A 17,906-nucleotide genomic window follows, 5' to 3' on the forward strand; every position below is an offset into this window, starting at 1 on the left:
AGGGGACTGCGATTTCCTCTGTAGGAGCGGCCTTGTGCCGCGAACGGGCGCAAAGCGCCCCCGATCCACGATCAGTGGTTCATATGCATATGGTCATGCCCGCCGCTGGCCTCGGCGTTGAGCGCACGCACCGGCGCCTGCACCTGCAAGGTTTCCTTCGCGCCCTTGGCATCGATGATGGTCAGGGTCAGCGGTACCTGCTCGCCTTCCTTCACCTGCTGGTTCAGGCCCATCAACATCACGTGGTAGCCATTGGGGTCCAGCTTGACGGGCTTGCCCGCCGGCAGCGCGATGGCATCGACCGGCCCCATCTTCATCACATCGCCGTTCATGACCATCTCATGCACCTGCACGTCCTTGGCCACGGGTGAGGCGACGCTCACCAGCTTGCTGTCGCTGCTGGCAGTCAGGGTCATGAAGGCGCCGGTCGATTGCTGGTGCGGTACGCTGGCGCGCACCCAGGCGTCGCTCACGGTGGTCTGGGCGAACGCCGGCAGGGTCATGCCCAGCAGGGCCAGGGCGGCCAGACCGCGTTTGATCGGTTGCATCGACATTCAGCAGATCTCCATCAGGGTGACCAGGTCCTCGGCACATTCCTTGGCGTTCAGGGAATGGCCCAGGCTCAGGCGCAGGGTGCCACGTGTGTCGTAGACGTAGCTGGTGGACGAGTGAGAGACAGTGTAGGTGTCGCCGGCCGGGACCTTTTCGTAGAACACCTTGAATTCCCGGGCCACCTCGGCGATTTCCTCGGGGGTACCGGTCAGGGCAACGATCGACGGGTCGAAGGCCTTGACGTAGGCATCGAGTATCTCGGGGCTGTCGCGCTCCGGATCCAGGGTGATGAACACCGGCTGGAACAGGTCACGGTCACGGCCGCGCAGGATCTTGCGGATCTGCGCCACGCGCGCCATGGCGGTCGGGCAGACGGCCGGGCACTGGGTGAAGCCGAAGAAGATCATCGGCATCGAGCCGTAGAAACTCGACAGGGTGCGCTCGTTGCCTTGAGTGTCCTTGAGCTTGAACTTGCGCCCGAGGATCTCGTTGCTCATGTTCTTGCCGTACTTGAAGTCCAGGCCCCGGGCCGGGTTGCAACCCGCCAGCAGGCCAAGCCCCAGTACGCCCATCCCGGCGACAACCGCGCGCCGGGTCAACAGATCATTCATGGAACCATCCTTTACAGGGAAGGTGCCGACCCCTGGGATGGGCCGGCCAGAAAACCGGGGCATTCTGTCACGCCACCCCTGCACCATCCACCCGATATCCGGCCGACCAGGCTGCAGCCCTTTGTTTACGGGGCGCGACCGGTTGTCGCAGGGGTTGAATCCGTAACACTTTGTTGCTAGGGATCAATGCACAACACCTGAAAACATCGCGGGGCAAGCCCGCTCCCACGCATTGATCCAGGCATGGCCCAGGCGTGGGAGCGGGCTTGCCCCGCGATGGCGTCACCACTGGCGATCAGTAGTACGCGTTTTCCTTCTGGCTGTGGTCGGTCACGTCACGCACGCCCTTGAGCTCCGGAATGCGTTCGAGCAGGGTGCGCTCGATGCCTTCCTTCAGCGTCACGTCGGCCTGGCCGCAGCCCTGGCAGCCGCCGCCGAACTGCAGCACGGCGATGCCGTCGTCGACCACGTCCACCAGGCTCACGGCGCCGCCGTGGCTGGCCAGGCCCGGGTTGATCTCGGTCTGCAGGTAGTAGTTGATACGCTCGTTGATCGGGCTGTCTTCGTTGACCATCGGCACCTTGGCGTTCGGCGCCTTGATGGTCAGCTGGCCGCCCATGCGGTCGGTGGCGTAGTCGACCAGCGCGTCCTCGAGGAACGGCACGCTGACTGCGTCGAGGTAGGCGGTGAAGCTCTTCAGGCCCACCGGCTGGTCGTCGGGTTTCTCCTCGCCAGGCTTGCAGTAGGCGATGCAGGTCTCGGCGTAGGTGGTACCCGGCTGGGTGATGAAGATACGGATGCCGATGCCAGGCGTGTTCTGCTTGGAGAGCAGATCGGCCAGGTAATCATGGGCGGCGTCGGTAATGGTTATAGCGCTCATGGAAGTTCCTCACAGACTTGCCGGCAGTGTACGCCAACCCGGCCCTCGAACAAAGTCCTAGCATTTGACTCGGGATAGCGCCAGCGCAGGCTCCTGGGCGCCACGCCCCGCGAATCCGGCCTTGAGCCGCCCGTATAGGCCACGCTCCAGCCAGTGGTAGCTGAGCCACGACATTAGTCCGATTGACGGCACGCACAAGGCGAACACCAGGTACGGATTCAGGCGCAGGCGTTCGCTGGCGAACAGGCCGCCATACAGCACCAGCACATGCACCAGGTAGACCGAATAGGAGCAATCCCCCAGCGCCTTGAGCACCCGGTTACCCTTGAAGAATGGCTCCAGGGCGATGAACGCCAGCACCACCAGGGCGCTGGGCAGGCCCCAGTGCAGGAGGCGCTGCGAGGCGTCCAGGTGATACAGCGCATACCCCGCCACGCCGAGCAGCCCCAGCGGCAGCCACAAGCCCTGGCGAATCAGCCCGCGGCGGTACAGCACGCCCAGGCCAATGCCCAGCAGGAACTCGTAGACGATGTCGTTGCTGTAGAAGCGGCTGAGCACGCCGAGGCGGCCCAGTACCTCGCTGACCAGCAGCAGCGCCGCCGTCACCAACAGCAGGTGGTGGTGCTGGCGCACCAGGAACGCCAGGCCGAACAACAGGTAGAAGAACATCTCGAAGTTCAGCGTCCAGCCGACATTGAGGGTCGGATACAAGCCGTAGCCACCCGGATTCTCCGCAGGGATGAACAACAGCGACAGCAGCAGGTGCTGCCATTCGAACACCTGGTGCGGCATCCAGCGGCTGGCGACCAGCATCAGCGCTGCCATCAGCAGGGTATAGAACCAGTAGGCGGGCACGATGCGCAGGGCGCGGTTGAGCAGGAACTGTGCGGGCGCGATGTCCTTGTCGCGGGTCGAGAGGTAGATCACCAGGCCACTGATGACGAAGAAGATGTCCACCCCCACCGCGCCGCGGTCGGCGAGCAGTTGGCCGATAGGGCCGGTGGCGTTGAAGTCGAAGAAGATCTGCATGAAGTGGTGGCAGACCACCACCCAGGCGGCGAATGCCCGGAGAGCCTGAAGCGAATACAGCATGAAAAACCCTGCGTTGACCGGTGCGTTGAGGCTTCGGCAATCAGGCTATGTCATCGCGGGGGTAGGAGCGGCCTTGTGCCGCGAAAGGGCCGCTGCGCGGCCCCAGCAATCTTTGCAGCGTTGCTGGAGGCCCCTGGGGCTGCTTTGCAGCCCTTTCGCGGCACAAGGCCGCTCCTACCCCGGCGATGGCTGCAGAGCCATTTCAACCGAAACCATCCAGCAGTTCCGACCGCAACAGGCCGGGAAAGTCCCGGCCAACCGATCAGAGGTTCTCGTAGCGGTTCATGTCCAGCACCCCCGCCTCCACCGGCTCGGTCTGCTTGATGTAGCTGTTCAGGTCATGGAAGTAGCGCCAGAACTCGGGATGGCTGCGACGCACGCCCCAGCGCATGACGATGCGCTCGAACTTCGCCGTGTCGTCCCGCGCCGCTTCCATGTCCTCGACGAACTCCGGCACATCGGCCACCGGGATGTTGAAGATGAAGTTGGGGTAGCTGCTGAGCACGCCCGGGACCAGGGTCAGGGTGTCCAGCCCCGGCTGGTAGCGGTAGGCCTCGCCGAGCAGGAACGCCACGTTGCTGTGGGCGCGGTTGCGCAGCAGGCTGTAGACCTGGCGCTGACCGCCCTGCCCTTCGATGCGCAGCATGGTCGCCTCGGGCAGCTGGCCGATCACCTTCAGGCCCGCGGCCGGGCGCGACACCAGGCGGCTCAACGACTGCTCGACGTCGCGAAACTCCTGGGACAGCCCGGGTCGCGAGCAATAGGCGCCCTGGCAGCGGTTGATCGGATCGGGCGCCACGTTCAGGCTGCCGGTGCGCTGCAGCAGCTGCAGGCCGAAGTCACGCTTGGGATCGTGCTTGTCCAGCTTCAGCGCGCTCGGGGTGCTGGTGTCGATGTCCTCGTAGTCCATCCACATCTTCACCTTGCCACTGTTCTGGTACCAGTTGCCGAGGATCTCGCTACGCTTGCCGGCCGGCATCAGGCGCAGGAAGTTGACCTCGGCGCCATTGCGGATCAGGTCGAAGTACAGGCGTGTCTGCAACTGGTGAGAAACGTTGCCGAACACGTCGAAGTTCACCGCCAGCTGGTAGTAGGTACGCTCGAACAGCGGGTAGTCGAACAGCCACATGGTCAGCGGCACGTCACCGATCAGGCCCTTGGTCACCGAGGCGCTGTCGAAGTGGCGGAAGATGCTCAGCAGCGCGTTGTCGTTGCCGGCCCACAGGGTCGACCAGCTCGGCGCCGGCTGCTCGGCATAGGCCTCGCGACGTAGCGCCTCGTACTCGTTGCGTTTGTCGCGGTAGGCGTGCCACAGGCTCAGCACGCTGCCGACATCGTCGATCTGCCCGGGCATGGCCAGCAACGGCGTGGCCTCGCCCCGGTACTCGGCATCGGTGATGTACAGGTCGTGGGCCGGCTCCTGGAACAGCGCCCAGAAGTTGTCGCGGATCACGTCGGTGGCGATCTGGCCACGGCATACCGGGCCGCGAATGAAGGTGCGGACGAAGTACTCGGCGTTGTCCAGCATGAACTGGTAGCGGGCCACCGCCGGGATCGCCTCGAAGGTCTCGAACGGGTTGGCGCGGTGGCGCGGGCCGTAGCCGGGCAGCGACGAGGCATGCCAGTCGCCGCTGTAGAACAGCTGCTTGACCCGCTTGAGCTTCTGCGGCCCCATCGGGTAGGTGATGTGGGTCTTGTGGACGATCACCCCCTGCACCGGGATCAGCCGGTAGTAGAAATCGGTGCCTGGCGGGTCGTTGGGGCGACGGGTGGCGATCAGGTCTGCCGGCTGGCCGCTCGGCGTGCGCGAACGCACCCACTGGAAGAAGTGGCCCGGCTCGCCGCCGACGAAGTGGATGTGGGCGAGGAACAGGTGCTCGTACAGCCAGCGGCCGACCAGTGCCTCGGTCGAACCGGGGCGGTTGAGCAGCTCTTCCCAGTCGGCGATCTGCTTTGCCTCGACCGCGCTGGGCTGGATCGGCGTTTTCTCGACCGGAGCGCCAGCCGCCAGCCAGCGCTGCAGGGTCTGGTACTCCTGGTCGGTCAGGCCGGTGACCGCCAGCGGCATGCCCTCCTTGGGGTGGGCGCCGGCGTAGGCGTCGAACTCGTGGGGCAACGGGCACATGTTGTTGCGGTTGAGCCCCAGGACGATCTCCTCGGGCAGCTTGGCATTGGGCGTGAGCGGGGTCTTGTGGCCCAGCTCGAGCATGCGCGCCATCAGCGCGGCCTGGCTGCCCTGCTTGTCCAGCACCGAGTAGAAGCCCTGCTTGCGCCAGCCGGCTTCGTCACGGGCATCGTAGAACAACCGCGTGGTGGGCACCGCCTGGCTGCGCTCGCCCTGGTAGACCGGCACCTTGGAAGCACCGCGCTCGGCGCCCTCGGCGCTGCCCAGGTTGAGCTGGCAGGCAGCGTCGTTGCAGGCGTGGCAGGCCACGCACTTCTCGGTGAAGATCGGTTGGATATCCCGGGTGTATGAAATCGTCGGGCTCGCTTGGGGGGCCTGCCCGAACGCCGCGCCACTGATGAGCAAGGCGAAGGCGCTGGCAAATATGCGATGCAGCATGTGCCGAAAGTCCTGGTTACTTGAAGCCATCACGATGTGCCTGGCGGGTCCTGAGGTGTTGGGGCGCCGCACCAACATGAAGTAAATTCATGCAAATCGGCGGTACGCCTAAAATCCGTGCAGCTTTGTTATTATTCGGCACCTTCTGATATTCGCCCGACCAGGTAGTTCCTATGTCCGACCGCAGCGCTCGTTACCAAGCACTCCAGAAAGCACTCAAAGAGCGCATCCTGATCCTCGACGGCGGCATGGGTACTATGATCCAGAGTTACCGCCTCGAGGAACACGACTATCGTGGCACGCGCTTCGCCGATTGGCCAAGCGATGTCAAAGGCAACAACGATCTGCTGCTGCTCAGCCGCCCGGATGTCATCGCCGCGATCGAGAAAGCCTACCTGGACGCCGGCGCCGATATCCTCGAGACCAACACCTTCAACGCCACGCAGATTTCCCAGGCCGACTACGGCATGGAAGCGCTGGTGTACGAGCTCAACGTCGAGGGCGCGCGCGTCGCCCGCCAGGTGGCCGACGCCAAGACCCTCGAGACCCCGGACAAGCCGCGCTTCGTCGCCGGCGTGCTCGGCCCGACCAGCCGCACCTGCTCGATCTCCCCCGACGTCAACGACCCAGGCTATCGCAACGTCACCTTCGATGAACTGGTGGAGAACTACATCGAGGCCACCCGTGGCCTGATCGAGGGCGGCGCCGACCTGATCCTGATCGAGACCATCTTTGACACCCTCAATGCCAAGGCGGCGATTTTCGCCGTGCAGCAGGTGTTCGAGGAGGACGACGTCGAACTGCCGATCATGATCTCCGGCACCATCACCGACGCCTCCGGCCGCACCCTGTCGGGCCAGACCACCGAAGCCTTCTGGAACTCGGTGCGCCACGCCAAGCCGATCTCCGTCGGCCTGAACTGCGCCCTGGGCGCCAAGGACCTGCGTCCGTATCTGGAAGAGCTGGCGACCAAGGCCGACACCCATGTGTCCGCCCACCCCAACGCCGGCCTGCCCAACGCCTTCGGCGAGTACGACGAGACCCCGGCGGAAATGGCCGCGGTGGTCGAGGAGTTCGCCGCCAGCGGCTTCCTCAACATCATCGGCGGTTGCTGCGGCACCACCCCGCCGCACATCCAGGCCATCGCCGAGGCGGTCGCCAAGTACAAGCCGCGGGCGATTCCGGACATCCCCAAGGCCTGCCGCCTGTCGGGCCTGGAGCCGTTCACCATCGATCGCCAGTCGCTGTTCGTCAACGTCGGCGAGCGCACCAACATCACCGGTTCCGCCAAGTTCGCCCGGCTGATTCGCGAAGAGAACTACACTGAGGCGCTCGAGGTGGCCCTGCAGCAGGTCGAGGCCGGCGCCCAGGTGATCGACATCAACATGGACGAAGGGATGCTCGACTCCCAGGCCGCCATGGTCCGCTTCCTCAACCTGATCGCCGGCGAGCCGGACATCTCCCGGGTGCCGATCATGATCGACTCCTCCAAGTGGGAGGTGATCGAGGCCGGCCTCAAGTGCATCCAGGGCAAGGGCATCGTCAACTCGATCTCGATGAAGGAAGGCGTCGAGCAGTTCAAGCACCACGCCCGCCTGTGCAAGCGCTACGGCGCCGCCGTGGTGGTGATGGCCTTCGACGAGGTCGGCCAGGCCGACACCGCCGCGCGCAAGCGCGAGATCTGCCAGCGCAGCTACGACATCCTGGTCAACGAGGTGGGCTTCCCGCCGGAAGACATCATTTTCGACCCGAACATCTTCGCCGTCGCCACCGGCATCGAGGAGCACAACAACTACGCGGTAGATTTCATCGAGGCCTGCGCCTATATCCGCGATCACCTGCCGTATGCCCTGAGCTCCGGCGGCGTGTCCAACGTGTCGTTCTCGTTCCGCGGCAACAACCCGGTGCGCGAGGCGATCCACTCTGTGTTCCTCTACCACGCGATCCAGAACGGCCTGACCATGGGTATCGTCAACGCCGGCCAGCTGGAGATCTATGACGAGATCCCGGCGGCATTGCGTGAGAAGGTCGAGGACGTGGTGCTCAACCGCACCCCGCACGGTACCGACGCCCTGCTGGCGATTGCCGACGACTACAAGGGCGGCGGTGCCACCAAGGAAGTCGAGAACGAAGAATGGCGCTCGATGCCGGTGGACAAGCGCCTCGAGCATGCGCTGGTCAAGGGCATCACCGCCTACATCGTCGAAGACACCGAAGAATGCCGCCAACAGTCGGCGCGCCCCATCGAAGTCATCGAAGGCCCGCTGATGAGCGGCATGAACGTGGTCGGCGACCTGTTCGGCGCCGGCAAGATGTTCCTGCCGCAGGTGGTGAAGTCCGCCCGCGTGATGAAACAGGCCGTGGCCCACCTCATTCCGTTCATCGAGGAAGAGAAAGGCGACAAGCCGGAGGCCAAGGGCAAGATCCTCATGGCCACGGTCAAGGGCGACGTGCACGACATCGGCAAGAACATCGTCGGCGTGGTGCTCGGTTGCAACGGCTACGACATCGTCGACATGGGCGTGATGGTCCCGGCCGAGAAGATCCTGCAGACCGCTCGCGAGCAGAAGTGCGACATCATCGGCCTGTCCGGCCTGATCACCCCGTCGCTGGACGAGATGGTCCACGTCGCCCGCGAGATGCAGCGCCAGGACTTCCACCTGCCGCTGATGATCGGTGGCGCCACCACCTCGAAAGCCCACACCGCGGTGAAGATCGAGCCCAAGTATTCCAACGACGCCGTGGTCTATGTCACCGACGCCTCACGCGCGGTGGGCGTGGCCACCCAGCTGCTGTCCAAGGAGCTCAAGAGCGGCTTCGTCGAGAAGACCCGCCAGGAATACGTCGAGGTGCGCGAGCGCACCGCCAACCGCAGCGCCCGCACCGAACGCCTGAGCTACGCCCAGGCCATCGCCGCCAAGCCGCAGTACGACTGGGCCGGCTACCAGGCCGCGGTACCCTCCTTCACCGGCGTCAAGGTGCTGGAAGACATCGACCTGCGCACCCTGGCCGAGTACATCGACTGGACGCCGTTCTTCATCTCCTGGGACCTGGCCGGCAAGTTCCCGCGCATCCTCACCGACGAAGTGGTCGGCGAGGCTGCCACGGCGCTGTACAAGGACGCCCGCGAAATGCTCGACAAGCTGATCGACGAGAAGCTGATCAGCGCCCGCGCGGTGTTCGGTTTCTGGCCGGCCAACCAGGTCGAACACGACGACATCGAGGTGTATGGCGGCAACGGTGACACCCTGGCCACCCTCCACCACCTGCGCCAGCAGACTATCAAGCCCGACGGCAAGCCGAACTGGTCGCTGGCCGACTTCGTCGCGCCGAAGGACAGCGGCGTGACCGACTATGTCGGCGGTTTCATCACCACCGCCGGCATCGGCGCCGAGGAAGTGGCCAAAGCCTACCAGGACAAGGGCGACGACTACAGCTCGATCATGGTCAAGGCCCTGGCCGACCGCCTGGCCGAGGCCTGCGCCGAGTGGCTGCACGAGCAGGTGCGCAAGGAGCACTGGGGTTACGCCAAGGACGAGCACCTGGACAACGAGGCGCTGATCAAGGAGCAGTACAGCGGTATCCGCCCGGCCCCCGGCTACCCGGCCTGCCCGGACCACACCGAGAAGGAAACCCTGTTCCGCCTGCTCGATGGCACCGCCATCGGCGAGACCGGCCCGAGCGGCGTGTTCCTCACCGAACACTTCGCCATGTTCCCGGCGGCGGCAGTCAGCGGCTGGTACTTCGCCCACCCGCAGGCGCAGTACTTCGCCGTGGGCAAGGTGGACAAGGACCAGATCGAGCGATACAGCGCGCGCAAGGGCCAGGATGTCAGCGTCAGCGAACGCTGGTTGGCGCCGAACCTGGGCTACGAGGGCTGACCAGCCCTGCGCTGCCCCCTCTGTGTAGGAGCGGCCTTGCGCCGCGAAAGGGCTGCGTAGCAGCCCCAGGATCTCAGTGTTGATGCAACGATCGCTGGGGCCGCTCTGCGGCCCTTTCGCGGCGCAAGGCCGCTCCTACAGGGAAATGTAAGTCAGCTTTTCCTTCCCCGACACATGCACAAGGACCCCCGCATGTCCCGCAGAATCCTGGTGATCGGCGCCTACGGCAACTTCGGCCGGATCATCTGCCGCCACCTGCAGCAGATGCCCGCCGTGCAACTGGTGATCGCCGGCCGTAACGCCAACAGCCTCGCCCAACTGGCCACCCAGCTGAGCGGCAGCGAAAGCTGGTGCGGCGACGCCATGGCCCCCGGCTTCGCCGAGGCACTGCGCACGCTGCGCATCGACTGGGTGATCCACACCGGCGGCCCCTTCCAGGGCCAGCCCTACAGCGTGGCCGAAGCCTGCATCGAGGCCGGCGCCAGCTATTGCGACCTCTCCGACTGCCGGGTGTTCGTCAACGGCATCGAGCGCCTGGACGCCCGCGCCCGCCAGGCCAATGTCGCGTTGCTCAGCGGCTGCAGTTCGGTGCCCAGCCTGTCGTCGGCGATCCTCGATGAGCAGCGCCATCACTTCAGCCGCATAGACCGTATCGAGCACGGCATTTCCTCCTCGGCGAAGATGCCCGGCCTGTCCACCATCGAGGGCGTGCTGGCCTACGCCGGCCGGCCGATTCGCCAGTGGCGCGACGGACGCCCGCACACCGTCGACGGCTGGCTCGGCCTGCAGCTGCGCCACCTGCCCGGCCTGGGCTGGCGCCTGCTGAACAACGTCGATGTGCCGGACATGGACATCTTCGCCGAGCGCTACGGCGCCCGGGACCTGGCGTTCAAGGCCGGCTCCGGGCTCATGGCCGGTGGCCTGGCCAATGCCGCGCTGGCATTGCTGGTCAAGTACGGCCTGGTGCGCGATCCGCTGCCCTGGGCGCGGCGTCTGCATCGCCTGGGCGGCCATTTCGAGCGCTTTGGCGATGGCATGAGTGCGATGTACCTCGATGTCCGCGGCCTGGACATGCAGGGCCAGCCACTACGCCTGCAGGCCCAGGTCAGCGCCCGCGACGACAAGGGCCCGGAAATTCCCAGCTGCGCGGCGGTGGCGCTGATGGCCAGGGTCATCGAGGGCTACACCCCAGCCCCGGGCGCCCGCCCCTGCGTCGGCGAGATCAGTGTCGAGCAGTACCTGGCGGCCATCGGCGAACCGGACAAGGTGCGCTACAGCGTCAGCTTCCAGCACGGGCGAGGCTGAGATGAGCTACCTGCTGATCAAGTACCTGCATGTGATCGCTGCCGTATTCCTGTTCGGTTTCGGCATGGGCTCGTACCTGTACCTGATCGCCGCGAACCGCAGCCGCGATCCACGGGTGATCGCCGCCGTGGCCAGGATGGTGGTGCGCTTCGATGCCTGGATCACCACACCCGCCGGCGTCCTGCAACTGCTGACCGGCTACGCCATGGTCAGCATGACCGGCATGCCGTGGTCCACGGGCTGGCTGCGTGGCGCACTGCTGATCTTTTTCACGGTGGGCGCCCTGTGGCTGCCGGTGCTGCTGTTGCAGACGCGCATGCAGCGCCTCGCGGCCCAGGCGGTCGAGCATGGCACCGCGCTGGGTGAGGACTATCAGCGGCTGTACCGCCCCTGGCTGTGGATGGGGGTGGCGGGGTTTGCCGGCATGTTCCTGATCGTGCTGGTGATGATCACCAAGCAGGCACCGTGGCAATGGCTCTGACCCAGGGAAGAAAAAAATTCTAAATACATAGCGAAAAAGAATAGAATTTTTTTCGAAAATCGCCCTGGAACGGGAAAAAGAAAAAACATTCATATCGGCAGTTGCCTAGGATGATGTCCATGGATGCCGACAGGCGGCGTCCACGCACGGACCCGCCCGCGATCATGCCCAGCACCCCGCTCTACTTCGATTACGCCGCCACCACTCCGGTCGATGACCGGGTCATTGCCGCCATGCTCACCTGCCTGGGACGCGAGGCGAACTTCGGCAACCCCGCCTCCAGTGGCCACGCCCACGGCCAGGCGGCCCGCGAGGCCGTCGAACAGGCCCGCCAGCAGGTGGCCATGCAGGTGGGCGCACTGCCCGACGATCTGGTCTGGACCTCCGGCGCCACCGAATCCAACAACCTGGCGCTCAAGGGCGTCGCCCAGGGCTTCGCGCAGCCGGGGCACCTGCTGACCAGCCAGCTCGAACACAAGGCCATCCTCGACACCGCCGCCGAACTGGAGCGCCAGGGCTGGACAGTGACCCGCCTGGCGCCCGACGCCCATGGCCTGATCCAGGCCGAAGCCGTGCAGGCCGCCTTGCGCCCGGACACGCGCCTGGTGTCGCTGATGGCGGTGAACAATGAACTGGGCACGGTGACTGACTTCGCCCGTATCGGCCAGCTGGTCCGCGAGCATGGCGCGCTGCTGCATGTGGACGCGGCCCAGGCCGTGGGCAAGGTCCGCATCGACCTGGCGCACCAGGCCGTCGACCTGATGTCGTTCTCGGCGCACAAGGTCTACGGCCCCAAGGGCATCGGCGCCCTCTACGTCGGCCCTCACGCTCGCCCGGTCATGCGTGCGCAGATGCACGGTGGCGGCCATGAACGCGGCCTGCGTTCCGGCACCCTGGCCACCCACCAGATCGTCGGCATGGGCAGCGCCTTCGACTTGGCCGGCCAGCCCGGCGAGACGGAGTACCAGCGCCTGGAACAGCTCGCCCGGCGCCTGCGCGACGGCCTGCTGGCCTTGCCCGGAGTGACGCTCAATGGCTGCGCGATGCAGCGTATTCCCCACACCCTCAACCTGCGCATCGACGCCAAGGGTTTCAACAGCCTGGCCCTGGCCGGCGAGCTGGCGCTGTCCACCACCTCGGCCTGCAACTCGGCGAGCAACGCGGCGTCCCATGTGCTGCTGGCTCTTGGCCTCGACGAGCACCAGGCGCGCAACAGCGTGCGTCTGAGCCTCGGGCGCTACACCAGCGAAGCGGACGTGGACACGGCGCTGGCGGTATTCGGCCGGGTTGTCGGAGCAGCAGCGGTGGCACTCTGGTAAGACACGCTGCAATCCCTGCAGGTCAAAATGGTGCCGGTGATACAGCCGGTTCTCCACGTTGACCGCAGGGTCACAACCTTCTTCTGTACCTTGAAGCAATAGCGCGCCAACAACGATCGCACTTTTTCGCCGAGCAGCGGTCTACTCCCTCTTTTGCCAACCGCATTCGACTGCCAAGGCCCGCCTTTTCACACTGCACATGGCCGGGCCAAAAGCCTTGCCGTTGTGTAGGATGGGCAGCGCAGATCCAGACGCTGCCAGTTACAGGGAGATCCACATGCGCGTCCCATCCGTTGCCTGCCTCGTCGGCCTGACGCTGGGCCTGCTCGCCGCTACCAGCGCCCAGGCCTTCACCGGTGAAGAGGCGCAACTGATCGATACGATCAACGTCTACCGCAGTCAGGCCCAGCGCTGTGGTGGCGAAGCCTCGCTGGAATTGCCGCCGCTCAACAGCGACACCCGCCTGGCGCTGTCGCCCGAAGGCACCCGCGACCTGCAGCAGGCCATGACCCGCGCCGCCTACCCGATGGTCAACGTCCAGGCCATCAGCCTGTCCGGCCCACGGGACGCCCAGGCAGCGATGAAGGCCATCGAAGAGAGCTTCTGCCAGGTGGTGCTCGACCCGCAGTTCGTCGACATCGGCGTCAGCCAGGAGGGCCGCGACTGGCGCATTGTCCTGGCCCGGCCGCTGCTCAGCGCTCGCCTGGGTGACTGGCAGGCCGAAGGGCAGAAGCTGCTGCAGGAGATCAACGCCGCGCGCAACCTGCCCCGCCAGTGCGGCGGCCAGCCCTACCCCGCCGCCCCGGCGCTGGCCTGGAGCACCACCCTGGCGGGCGTCGCCGCCAACCACACCCGGGCCATGGCCAACCAGAACTTCTTCGACCATCTCGACCGCGAGGGCCGCACCCCAGGTGATCGGGCGGAGCTGGCCGGCTACCTGTACCGGCAGATCGGCGAGAACATCGCCGCCGGGCGCGACACCGCGCGCAAGGTGGTCGACGGCTGGCTGGCCAGCCCAGGGCACTGCGCCACGCTGATGAACCCGGACTTCCGCGAGCTGGGGGCGGCGTATGCGGTGGACCCGAAGAGCGATGCCGGGATCTACTGGACGGGGTTGTTCGGTACGCCGCAGTAAACCCTGCCAGGCACCGTCCCTGTAGGAGCGGCCTTGTGCCGCGAAAGGGCCGCAAAGCGGCCCCGACAATTTCAGCGTTTCACCGAGACAGGGGCTGCTGCGCAGCCCTTTCGCGGCACAAGGCCGCTCCTACAGGGACGGCGCATGGCCCGAGTTGCGCAACGCCAGCGCCGTGCAACCAAACCGCCGCCGTACCCACTTGCCCAGGTAGCTGGCATCTGCCATCCCCACCTCATCGGCGATCTGTGCCAGGCTGTGGCTGGAGTTGAGCAAGCGCCAGCGCGCCTGCTGCAGGCGCAGTTCCTGCCACCAGGCCTTGGCGCTCATGCCATGGCAGGCCTGGAACTGGCGGTCGAGCTGGCGCCGGCTGATGCCCAGCTCTGCCGCCAACGCCTCCACTGGCATCTGCGTCGCCAGGTGGTGGCGCATCAGCGCCGTGGCCCGCCGCACCTGGCGCCCCTGCCCGGCACCGGCCTCCAGCGAACGCAAGGCATGGAGGCTATCGCGGCTCTCGTCCACCAGCATGTCGGCCAGGCCCTTGAGCGCCCGGGTGCGACCACTGGCGCGGGCAATCAATTCCACCGCCAGGTCGATGGCTGCCGTGCCGCCGGCACAGGTGATGCGGCCACCGTCGAAGCAGAACAGCTGCCCGCTCAGCAGGCGCACGCGGGGAAAGGCCAGGCGAAACTCCGCCTCATGGCGCCAGTGCACCACTACCTGGTGACCCTCCAGCAGGCCACAGGCGGCCAGCAGGAAAGCCGCGTTGTCAACGCACACCAGCTTCACCCCGGCCTTGGTCGCCTGCTTCAAAAGAGCCCTGTAGCGCGGCGCCAAAGCCGCCGTGGCACTGGCGTTGCGCCCGCCGAACAGCACCAGGTGGTCGTAGTCGCCCCAGCGGATGTCCGCAGGCGCCGCCTCGACCTGAACACTCGCCGCGCTGCTTGAAACCACGGGCTCCCGGTCCAGCCCGAGCACGGTCCAGCGGCAATAGCGCTGGCGGCTGTAGTCCTCGTCGTCGGCGGAAAAGCGCAGCTTGTCGAGGAACGCGCCGAACGGCAGCAGGGCGAACTCCGGTAACGGCAGGATCAGCAGGCGCAGGTCGGGTGTCATTGAGGTATGTCCAGATATAACCATTCAATGGCCAGATACTACCCTGTATTCCCACTGCCCTGCCCTACACTGACGCCCTGCACATAAACAAGGCTCCCCCATGGCACTCGACACCTGGCTCATCTACCTGCTCGCCAGCATCGGCCTGTCGCTGACCCCAGGTCCGAACAGCCTGCTGGCCCTGACCCATGGCGCGCTGTACGGCGCCCGCCGCACGCTGTTCACCATCCTCGGCGGGGTGCTGGGCTTCAGTCTCCTGATCGCCCTGACCATGTTCGGCCTGAGCGCCCTGTTGCAGGCCTCGGCCTCGGTGCTGAAGGTGCTCAAGTGGGTCGGCGGGGCCTACCTGGTCTGGCTGGGGATCCAGCTGTGGCGCACCCCGGCGCTGCACCTGGAGCAACCGCGCGGCAGCGTGGCGCTGAGCAATGCCGGGCTGTTCCGCCAGGGCTGCCTGTCGGCGCTGGCCAACCCCAAGGTGCTGCTGTTCTATGGCGCGTTCCTGCCCCAGTTCATCGATCCGCAGAGCGGCCTGCTGGTGCAGTTCGTGGTGATGGCGGCGACCTTCGCCAGTGTCGAATGCCTGGTGGAGTACCTGCTGGCCCGCCTGGCGTTTCGCATCCGCCCGTGGCTGGCCAAGGGCGGACGTGGGTTCAACCGCTGCTGCGGGAGCCTGTTCGCGCTGATCGGCGTGGCCCTGCCGCTGGGACGATAGAAGCCCCAGGGATCAACGCCGGGAAACGACCAGGAACACCACCAGCGCCAGCGCCGGCAATCCCGCGCCCAGCAACGCCACGCCGCTCCAGCCATACTGCGCATACACCCCACTGGCCAGCGCCGAGCCCAGCGCCCCGCCGAGGAAGATGCTGGTCATGTACAAGGCATTGAGCCGGCCACGGCTGGCCGGATCCAGCGCATACACCTCACGCTGGCCGATGACCATGTTCATCTGCACGGCGAAATCCAGCAGTACCCCGGTCAACCCCAGGCCGATCACGCTGGCGCCCGGCGCGCTCAGGCCCAGCAGCAACGCCAGCGGCGCCAGGGCCATCGCCAGCAGCGAAGCGCGTCGCGCATGGCCGGCATCGGCCAGCCGACCGGCCAGCGGCGCCGCCACCGCGCCCACCGCCCCGACCAGGGCAAACAGCGCGATCTGGCTCTGCGACAGGCCGTGCTCGCCGGCCAGCGCCAGTGGCACCGCCGTCCAGTACAGGCTGAACGCCGCGAACATCAGTGCCTGGAACAGTGCCCGCTGGCGCAACACCGGATAACGGCGCAGCAGCACCAGCAACGAAGCCATCAGCCCGGCATAGCTGGCCTTGTGCTCAGGCACCCGGCGCGGCAAGGTCAACGCCAGCAGCAGGATGATCGCCACCATCACCCCGGCGGCACCGACAAACACCGCGCGCCAGCCGAAGTGATCCGCCACCAGGCTCGCCAGCGGCCGTGCCAGCAGGATGCCCAGCAGCAACCCGCCCATGATGTTGCCGACCACCCGGCCACGCTCGCGCTCCGCCGCCAGGTGCGCCGCCAGCGGTATCAGCATCTGCACCGCCACCGAACTGAAGCCGATCAGCAGCGCGTACAGCAGGAACATCTCGCCCTGCCCGTGGCCACTGGTGCCGGCCAGCAACAAGCTGCCGGTGGCCAGCACCGCCGTGGCGATCATCAGCCGGCGGTTCTCCAGCAGGTCGGCCAGCGGCACCAGGAACAACAGGCCCAGGGCGTAGCCGATCTGGGTCAGGGACACGATCAGGCTGGCCCGTTCGGCGGGCAGCCCCAGGTCCGGCGCGATCAGGCCGACGATGGGCTGGGCGTAGTAGATGTTGGCGACGATGGCGCCGCAGCAGAACGCCAGTAGCGTCACCAGGGTGCGGCTCAGGCCTGGGGCCGACGCCTGGGCGACGGCGAGGGAGGGATTCATTCGAGGGTACCTCGGCTTGCGAAAGGATGTGCGCGAAGGGTGACGGACAACCGCCCCGGCGAGAATCCATCGCCCGCGCAACGGGCCTTTGCGTGGCGCGCAACACCTCAGCCGGCCAGCAGCCCCTCGCAGAAGGCGACGAACGCCATGACCCGGCGCGAGCCTCGGTGGTTGGGCAGGTACAGAGCGTTGATGCTGGCGCTGGCCGCCCCCGGACTCACCGTCCAGTCGGCGAACAACCTTTGCAGGCGCCCGGCTTCGACATCCTCGCGCACCAGCCAGTCGGCCAGCAGCGCCACGCCGCTACCGGCAATGGCCGCCTCGCGCAGCAGGTCGGCGTTGGCGCTGCGCAACGGGCCGCTGACGTCCAGTTCCAGGCGCTGCTCGCCCAGGCTCAGCCGCCAGGGCCGTGCCGACTGGCCGTAGCGAAAGCGCAGGCAGGCGCACGCGGCCAGTTGCTGCGGTTCGGTAAGCACTGGCTGCTGGCTCAGGTATGCCGGGCTGGCCACCAGCCAGCGCTCGAAACGCCCCAGCGGGCGACACACCAGTTCGTCGCTGGGCGCCGGCTCGCCGAGGCGGATGCTCAGGTCGTAGCGACCATCGAGCAGGTCGTCGAAGCGGTCGCTCAGGTCGATGTCCAGTTCCAGTGCCGGGTGGCGGGCGAGGAACGCGCCCAGGTGCGGAGCGATGACCCGGCGACCGAATTCCACCGGCAGGCACAGGCGCAACACGCCGACTGGTTCCTCGCCGCGGTCGGCGACGCTGGCGTCGGCCTCGGCCAGGGCCTCGAGGATCTCGCGGGCCCGCTGGTAGTAGCTGGCGCCGGCTTCGGTCAGGCTGACCTGGCGGGTCGAGCGGTTGAGCAGGCTGGCCCCCAGCTCCAGTTCCAGGGCGTCGACCTGGCGGGTCACCGAGGAGGTCGCCACCCCCAGCCTGCGCGCAGCGGCGGAAAAGCCGCCGACCTCGGCGGTGGCCATGAACACCTTGAGCGCCAGCAGCTTGTCCATCGTCAATCTTCCATGGGGCAAAGGCCGAAACCTTCCTACAATCACCGGC

At 66.4% G+C, this 17,906-nt stretch carries 14 protein-coding genes; 6 read left to right on the forward strand and 8 right to left on the reverse strand.

Going from position 1 to position 17,906, the window contains the following annotated elements; genetic code table 11:
* Positions 1-71 precede the first annotated feature (71 nt).
* The 5 genes from PRtIB026_RS17060 to PRtIB026_RS17080 all read right to left on the reverse strand — a co-directional run bounded on the left by PRtIB026_RS17060 (position 72) and on the right by PRtIB026_RS17080 (position 5,698).
* Positions 72-554, reverse strand: coding sequence for a copper chaperone PCu(A)C (locus PRtIB026_RS17060; RefSeq protein ID WP_203646249.1), 483 nt, complete (start codon positions 552-554; stop codon positions 72-74).
* Positions 555-1,163, reverse strand: a complete 609-nt coding sequence (locus PRtIB026_RS17065) for an SCO family protein (RefSeq protein WP_203646248.1) — start codon at positions 1,161-1,163, stop codon at positions 555-557.
* A 295-nt stretch (positions 1,164-1,458) separates the two neighbouring features.
* Entirely contained in the window at positions 1,459-2,043 is a 585-nt protein-coding gene (nfuA, locus tag PRtIB026_RS17070) for a Fe-S biogenesis protein NfuA (protein ID WP_023630602.1), read from the reverse strand.
* A gap of 57 nt (positions 2,044-2,100) precedes the next feature.
* Positions 2,101-3,135, reverse strand: coding sequence for an acyltransferase family protein (locus PRtIB026_RS17075; protein WP_203646246.1), 1,035 nt, complete (start codon positions 3,133-3,135; stop codon positions 2,101-2,103).
* Positions 3,136-3,397: 262 nt separating this feature from the next.
* Complete coding sequence (locus tag PRtIB026_RS17080; RefSeq protein WP_203646244.1) at positions 3,398-5,698, reverse strand: fatty acid cis/trans isomerase; 2,301 nt, start codon at positions 5,696-5,698, stop codon at positions 3,398-3,400.
* Between the two features lie 173 nt (positions 5,699-5,871).
* Here PRtIB026_RS17080 and metH point away from each other — a divergent pair, with 173 nt between their 5' ends.
* From metH to PRtIB026_RS17105, 5 genes are all read left to right on the forward strand, one after another.
* Positions 5,872-9,579 carry a methionine synthase gene (metH, locus tag PRtIB026_RS17085; RefSeq protein ID WP_203646243.1) on the forward strand — a complete coding sequence of 1,236 codons (3,708 nt, stop codon included), beginning with the start codon at positions 5,872-5,874 and terminating at the stop codon, positions 9,577-9,579.
* Positions 9,580-9,771: 192 nt separating this feature from the next.
* Positions 9,772-10,884: a saccharopine dehydrogenase family protein gene (locus tag PRtIB026_RS17090; protein ID WP_203646242.1), complete on the forward strand. Its 1,113-nt coding sequence runs from the start codon at positions 9,772-9,774 to the stop codon at positions 10,882-10,884.
* A 1-nt stretch (position 10,885) separates the two neighbouring features.
* On the forward strand, positions 10,886-11,365 hold the full coding sequence (locus PRtIB026_RS17095; protein WP_203646241.1) for a DUF2269 family protein: 480 nt from the start codon (positions 10,886-10,888) through the stop codon (positions 11,363-11,365).
* A 164-nt stretch (positions 11,366-11,529) separates the two neighbouring features.
* Positions 11,530-12,684 carry a cysteine desulfurase family protein gene (locus tag PRtIB026_RS17100; RefSeq protein ID WP_203652640.1) on the forward strand — a complete coding sequence of 385 codons (1,155 nt, stop codon included), beginning with the start codon at positions 11,530-11,532 and terminating at the stop codon, positions 12,682-12,684.
* Between the two features lie 277 nt (positions 12,685-12,961).
* Positions 12,962-13,819 (forward strand): CAP domain-containing protein, encoded by an 858-nt coding sequence (locus tag PRtIB026_RS17105; RefSeq protein ID WP_203646240.1) that lies wholly within the window; start codon positions 12,962-12,964, stop codon positions 13,817-13,819.
* A gap of 129 nt (positions 13,820-13,948) precedes the next feature.
* On the opposite strand, the gene PRtIB026_RS17110 is transcribed toward PRtIB026_RS17105, so the two are convergent.
* The gene (locus tag PRtIB026_RS17110) at positions 13,949-14,929 is read right to left on the reverse strand and encodes a GlxA family transcriptional regulator (protein ID WP_203646239.1); all 981 of its coding nucleotides are present in this window, start codon (positions 14,927-14,929) and stop codon (positions 13,949-13,951) included.
* A 100-nt stretch (positions 14,930-15,029) separates the two neighbouring features.
* Here PRtIB026_RS17110 and PRtIB026_RS17115 point away from each other — a divergent pair, with 100 nt between their 5' ends.
* Positions 15,030-15,641, forward strand: a complete 612-nt coding sequence (locus PRtIB026_RS17115; protein ID WP_203646237.1) for a LysE family translocator — start codon at positions 15,030-15,032, stop codon at positions 15,639-15,641.
* A gap of 12 nt (positions 15,642-15,653) precedes the next feature.
* On the opposite strand, the gene PRtIB026_RS17120 is transcribed toward PRtIB026_RS17115, so the two are convergent.
* Positions 15,654-16,850, reverse strand: a complete 1,197-nt coding sequence (locus tag PRtIB026_RS17120; protein WP_203646235.1) for an MFS transporter — start codon at positions 16,848-16,850, stop codon at positions 15,654-15,656.
* Between the two features lie 107 nt (positions 16,851-16,957).
* On the reverse strand, positions 16,958-17,857 hold the full coding sequence (locus tag PRtIB026_RS17125) for a LysR family transcriptional regulator (protein WP_203646233.1): 900 nt from the start codon (positions 17,855-17,857) through the stop codon (positions 16,958-16,960).
* Positions 17,858-17,906 lie beyond the last annotated feature (49 nt).

The organism is Pseudomonas sp. RtIB026 (assembly GCF_016861355.2).
Classification (GTDB): domain Bacteria; phylum Pseudomonadota; class Gammaproteobacteria; order Pseudomonadales; family Pseudomonadaceae; genus Aquipseudomonas; species Aquipseudomonas peradeniyensis.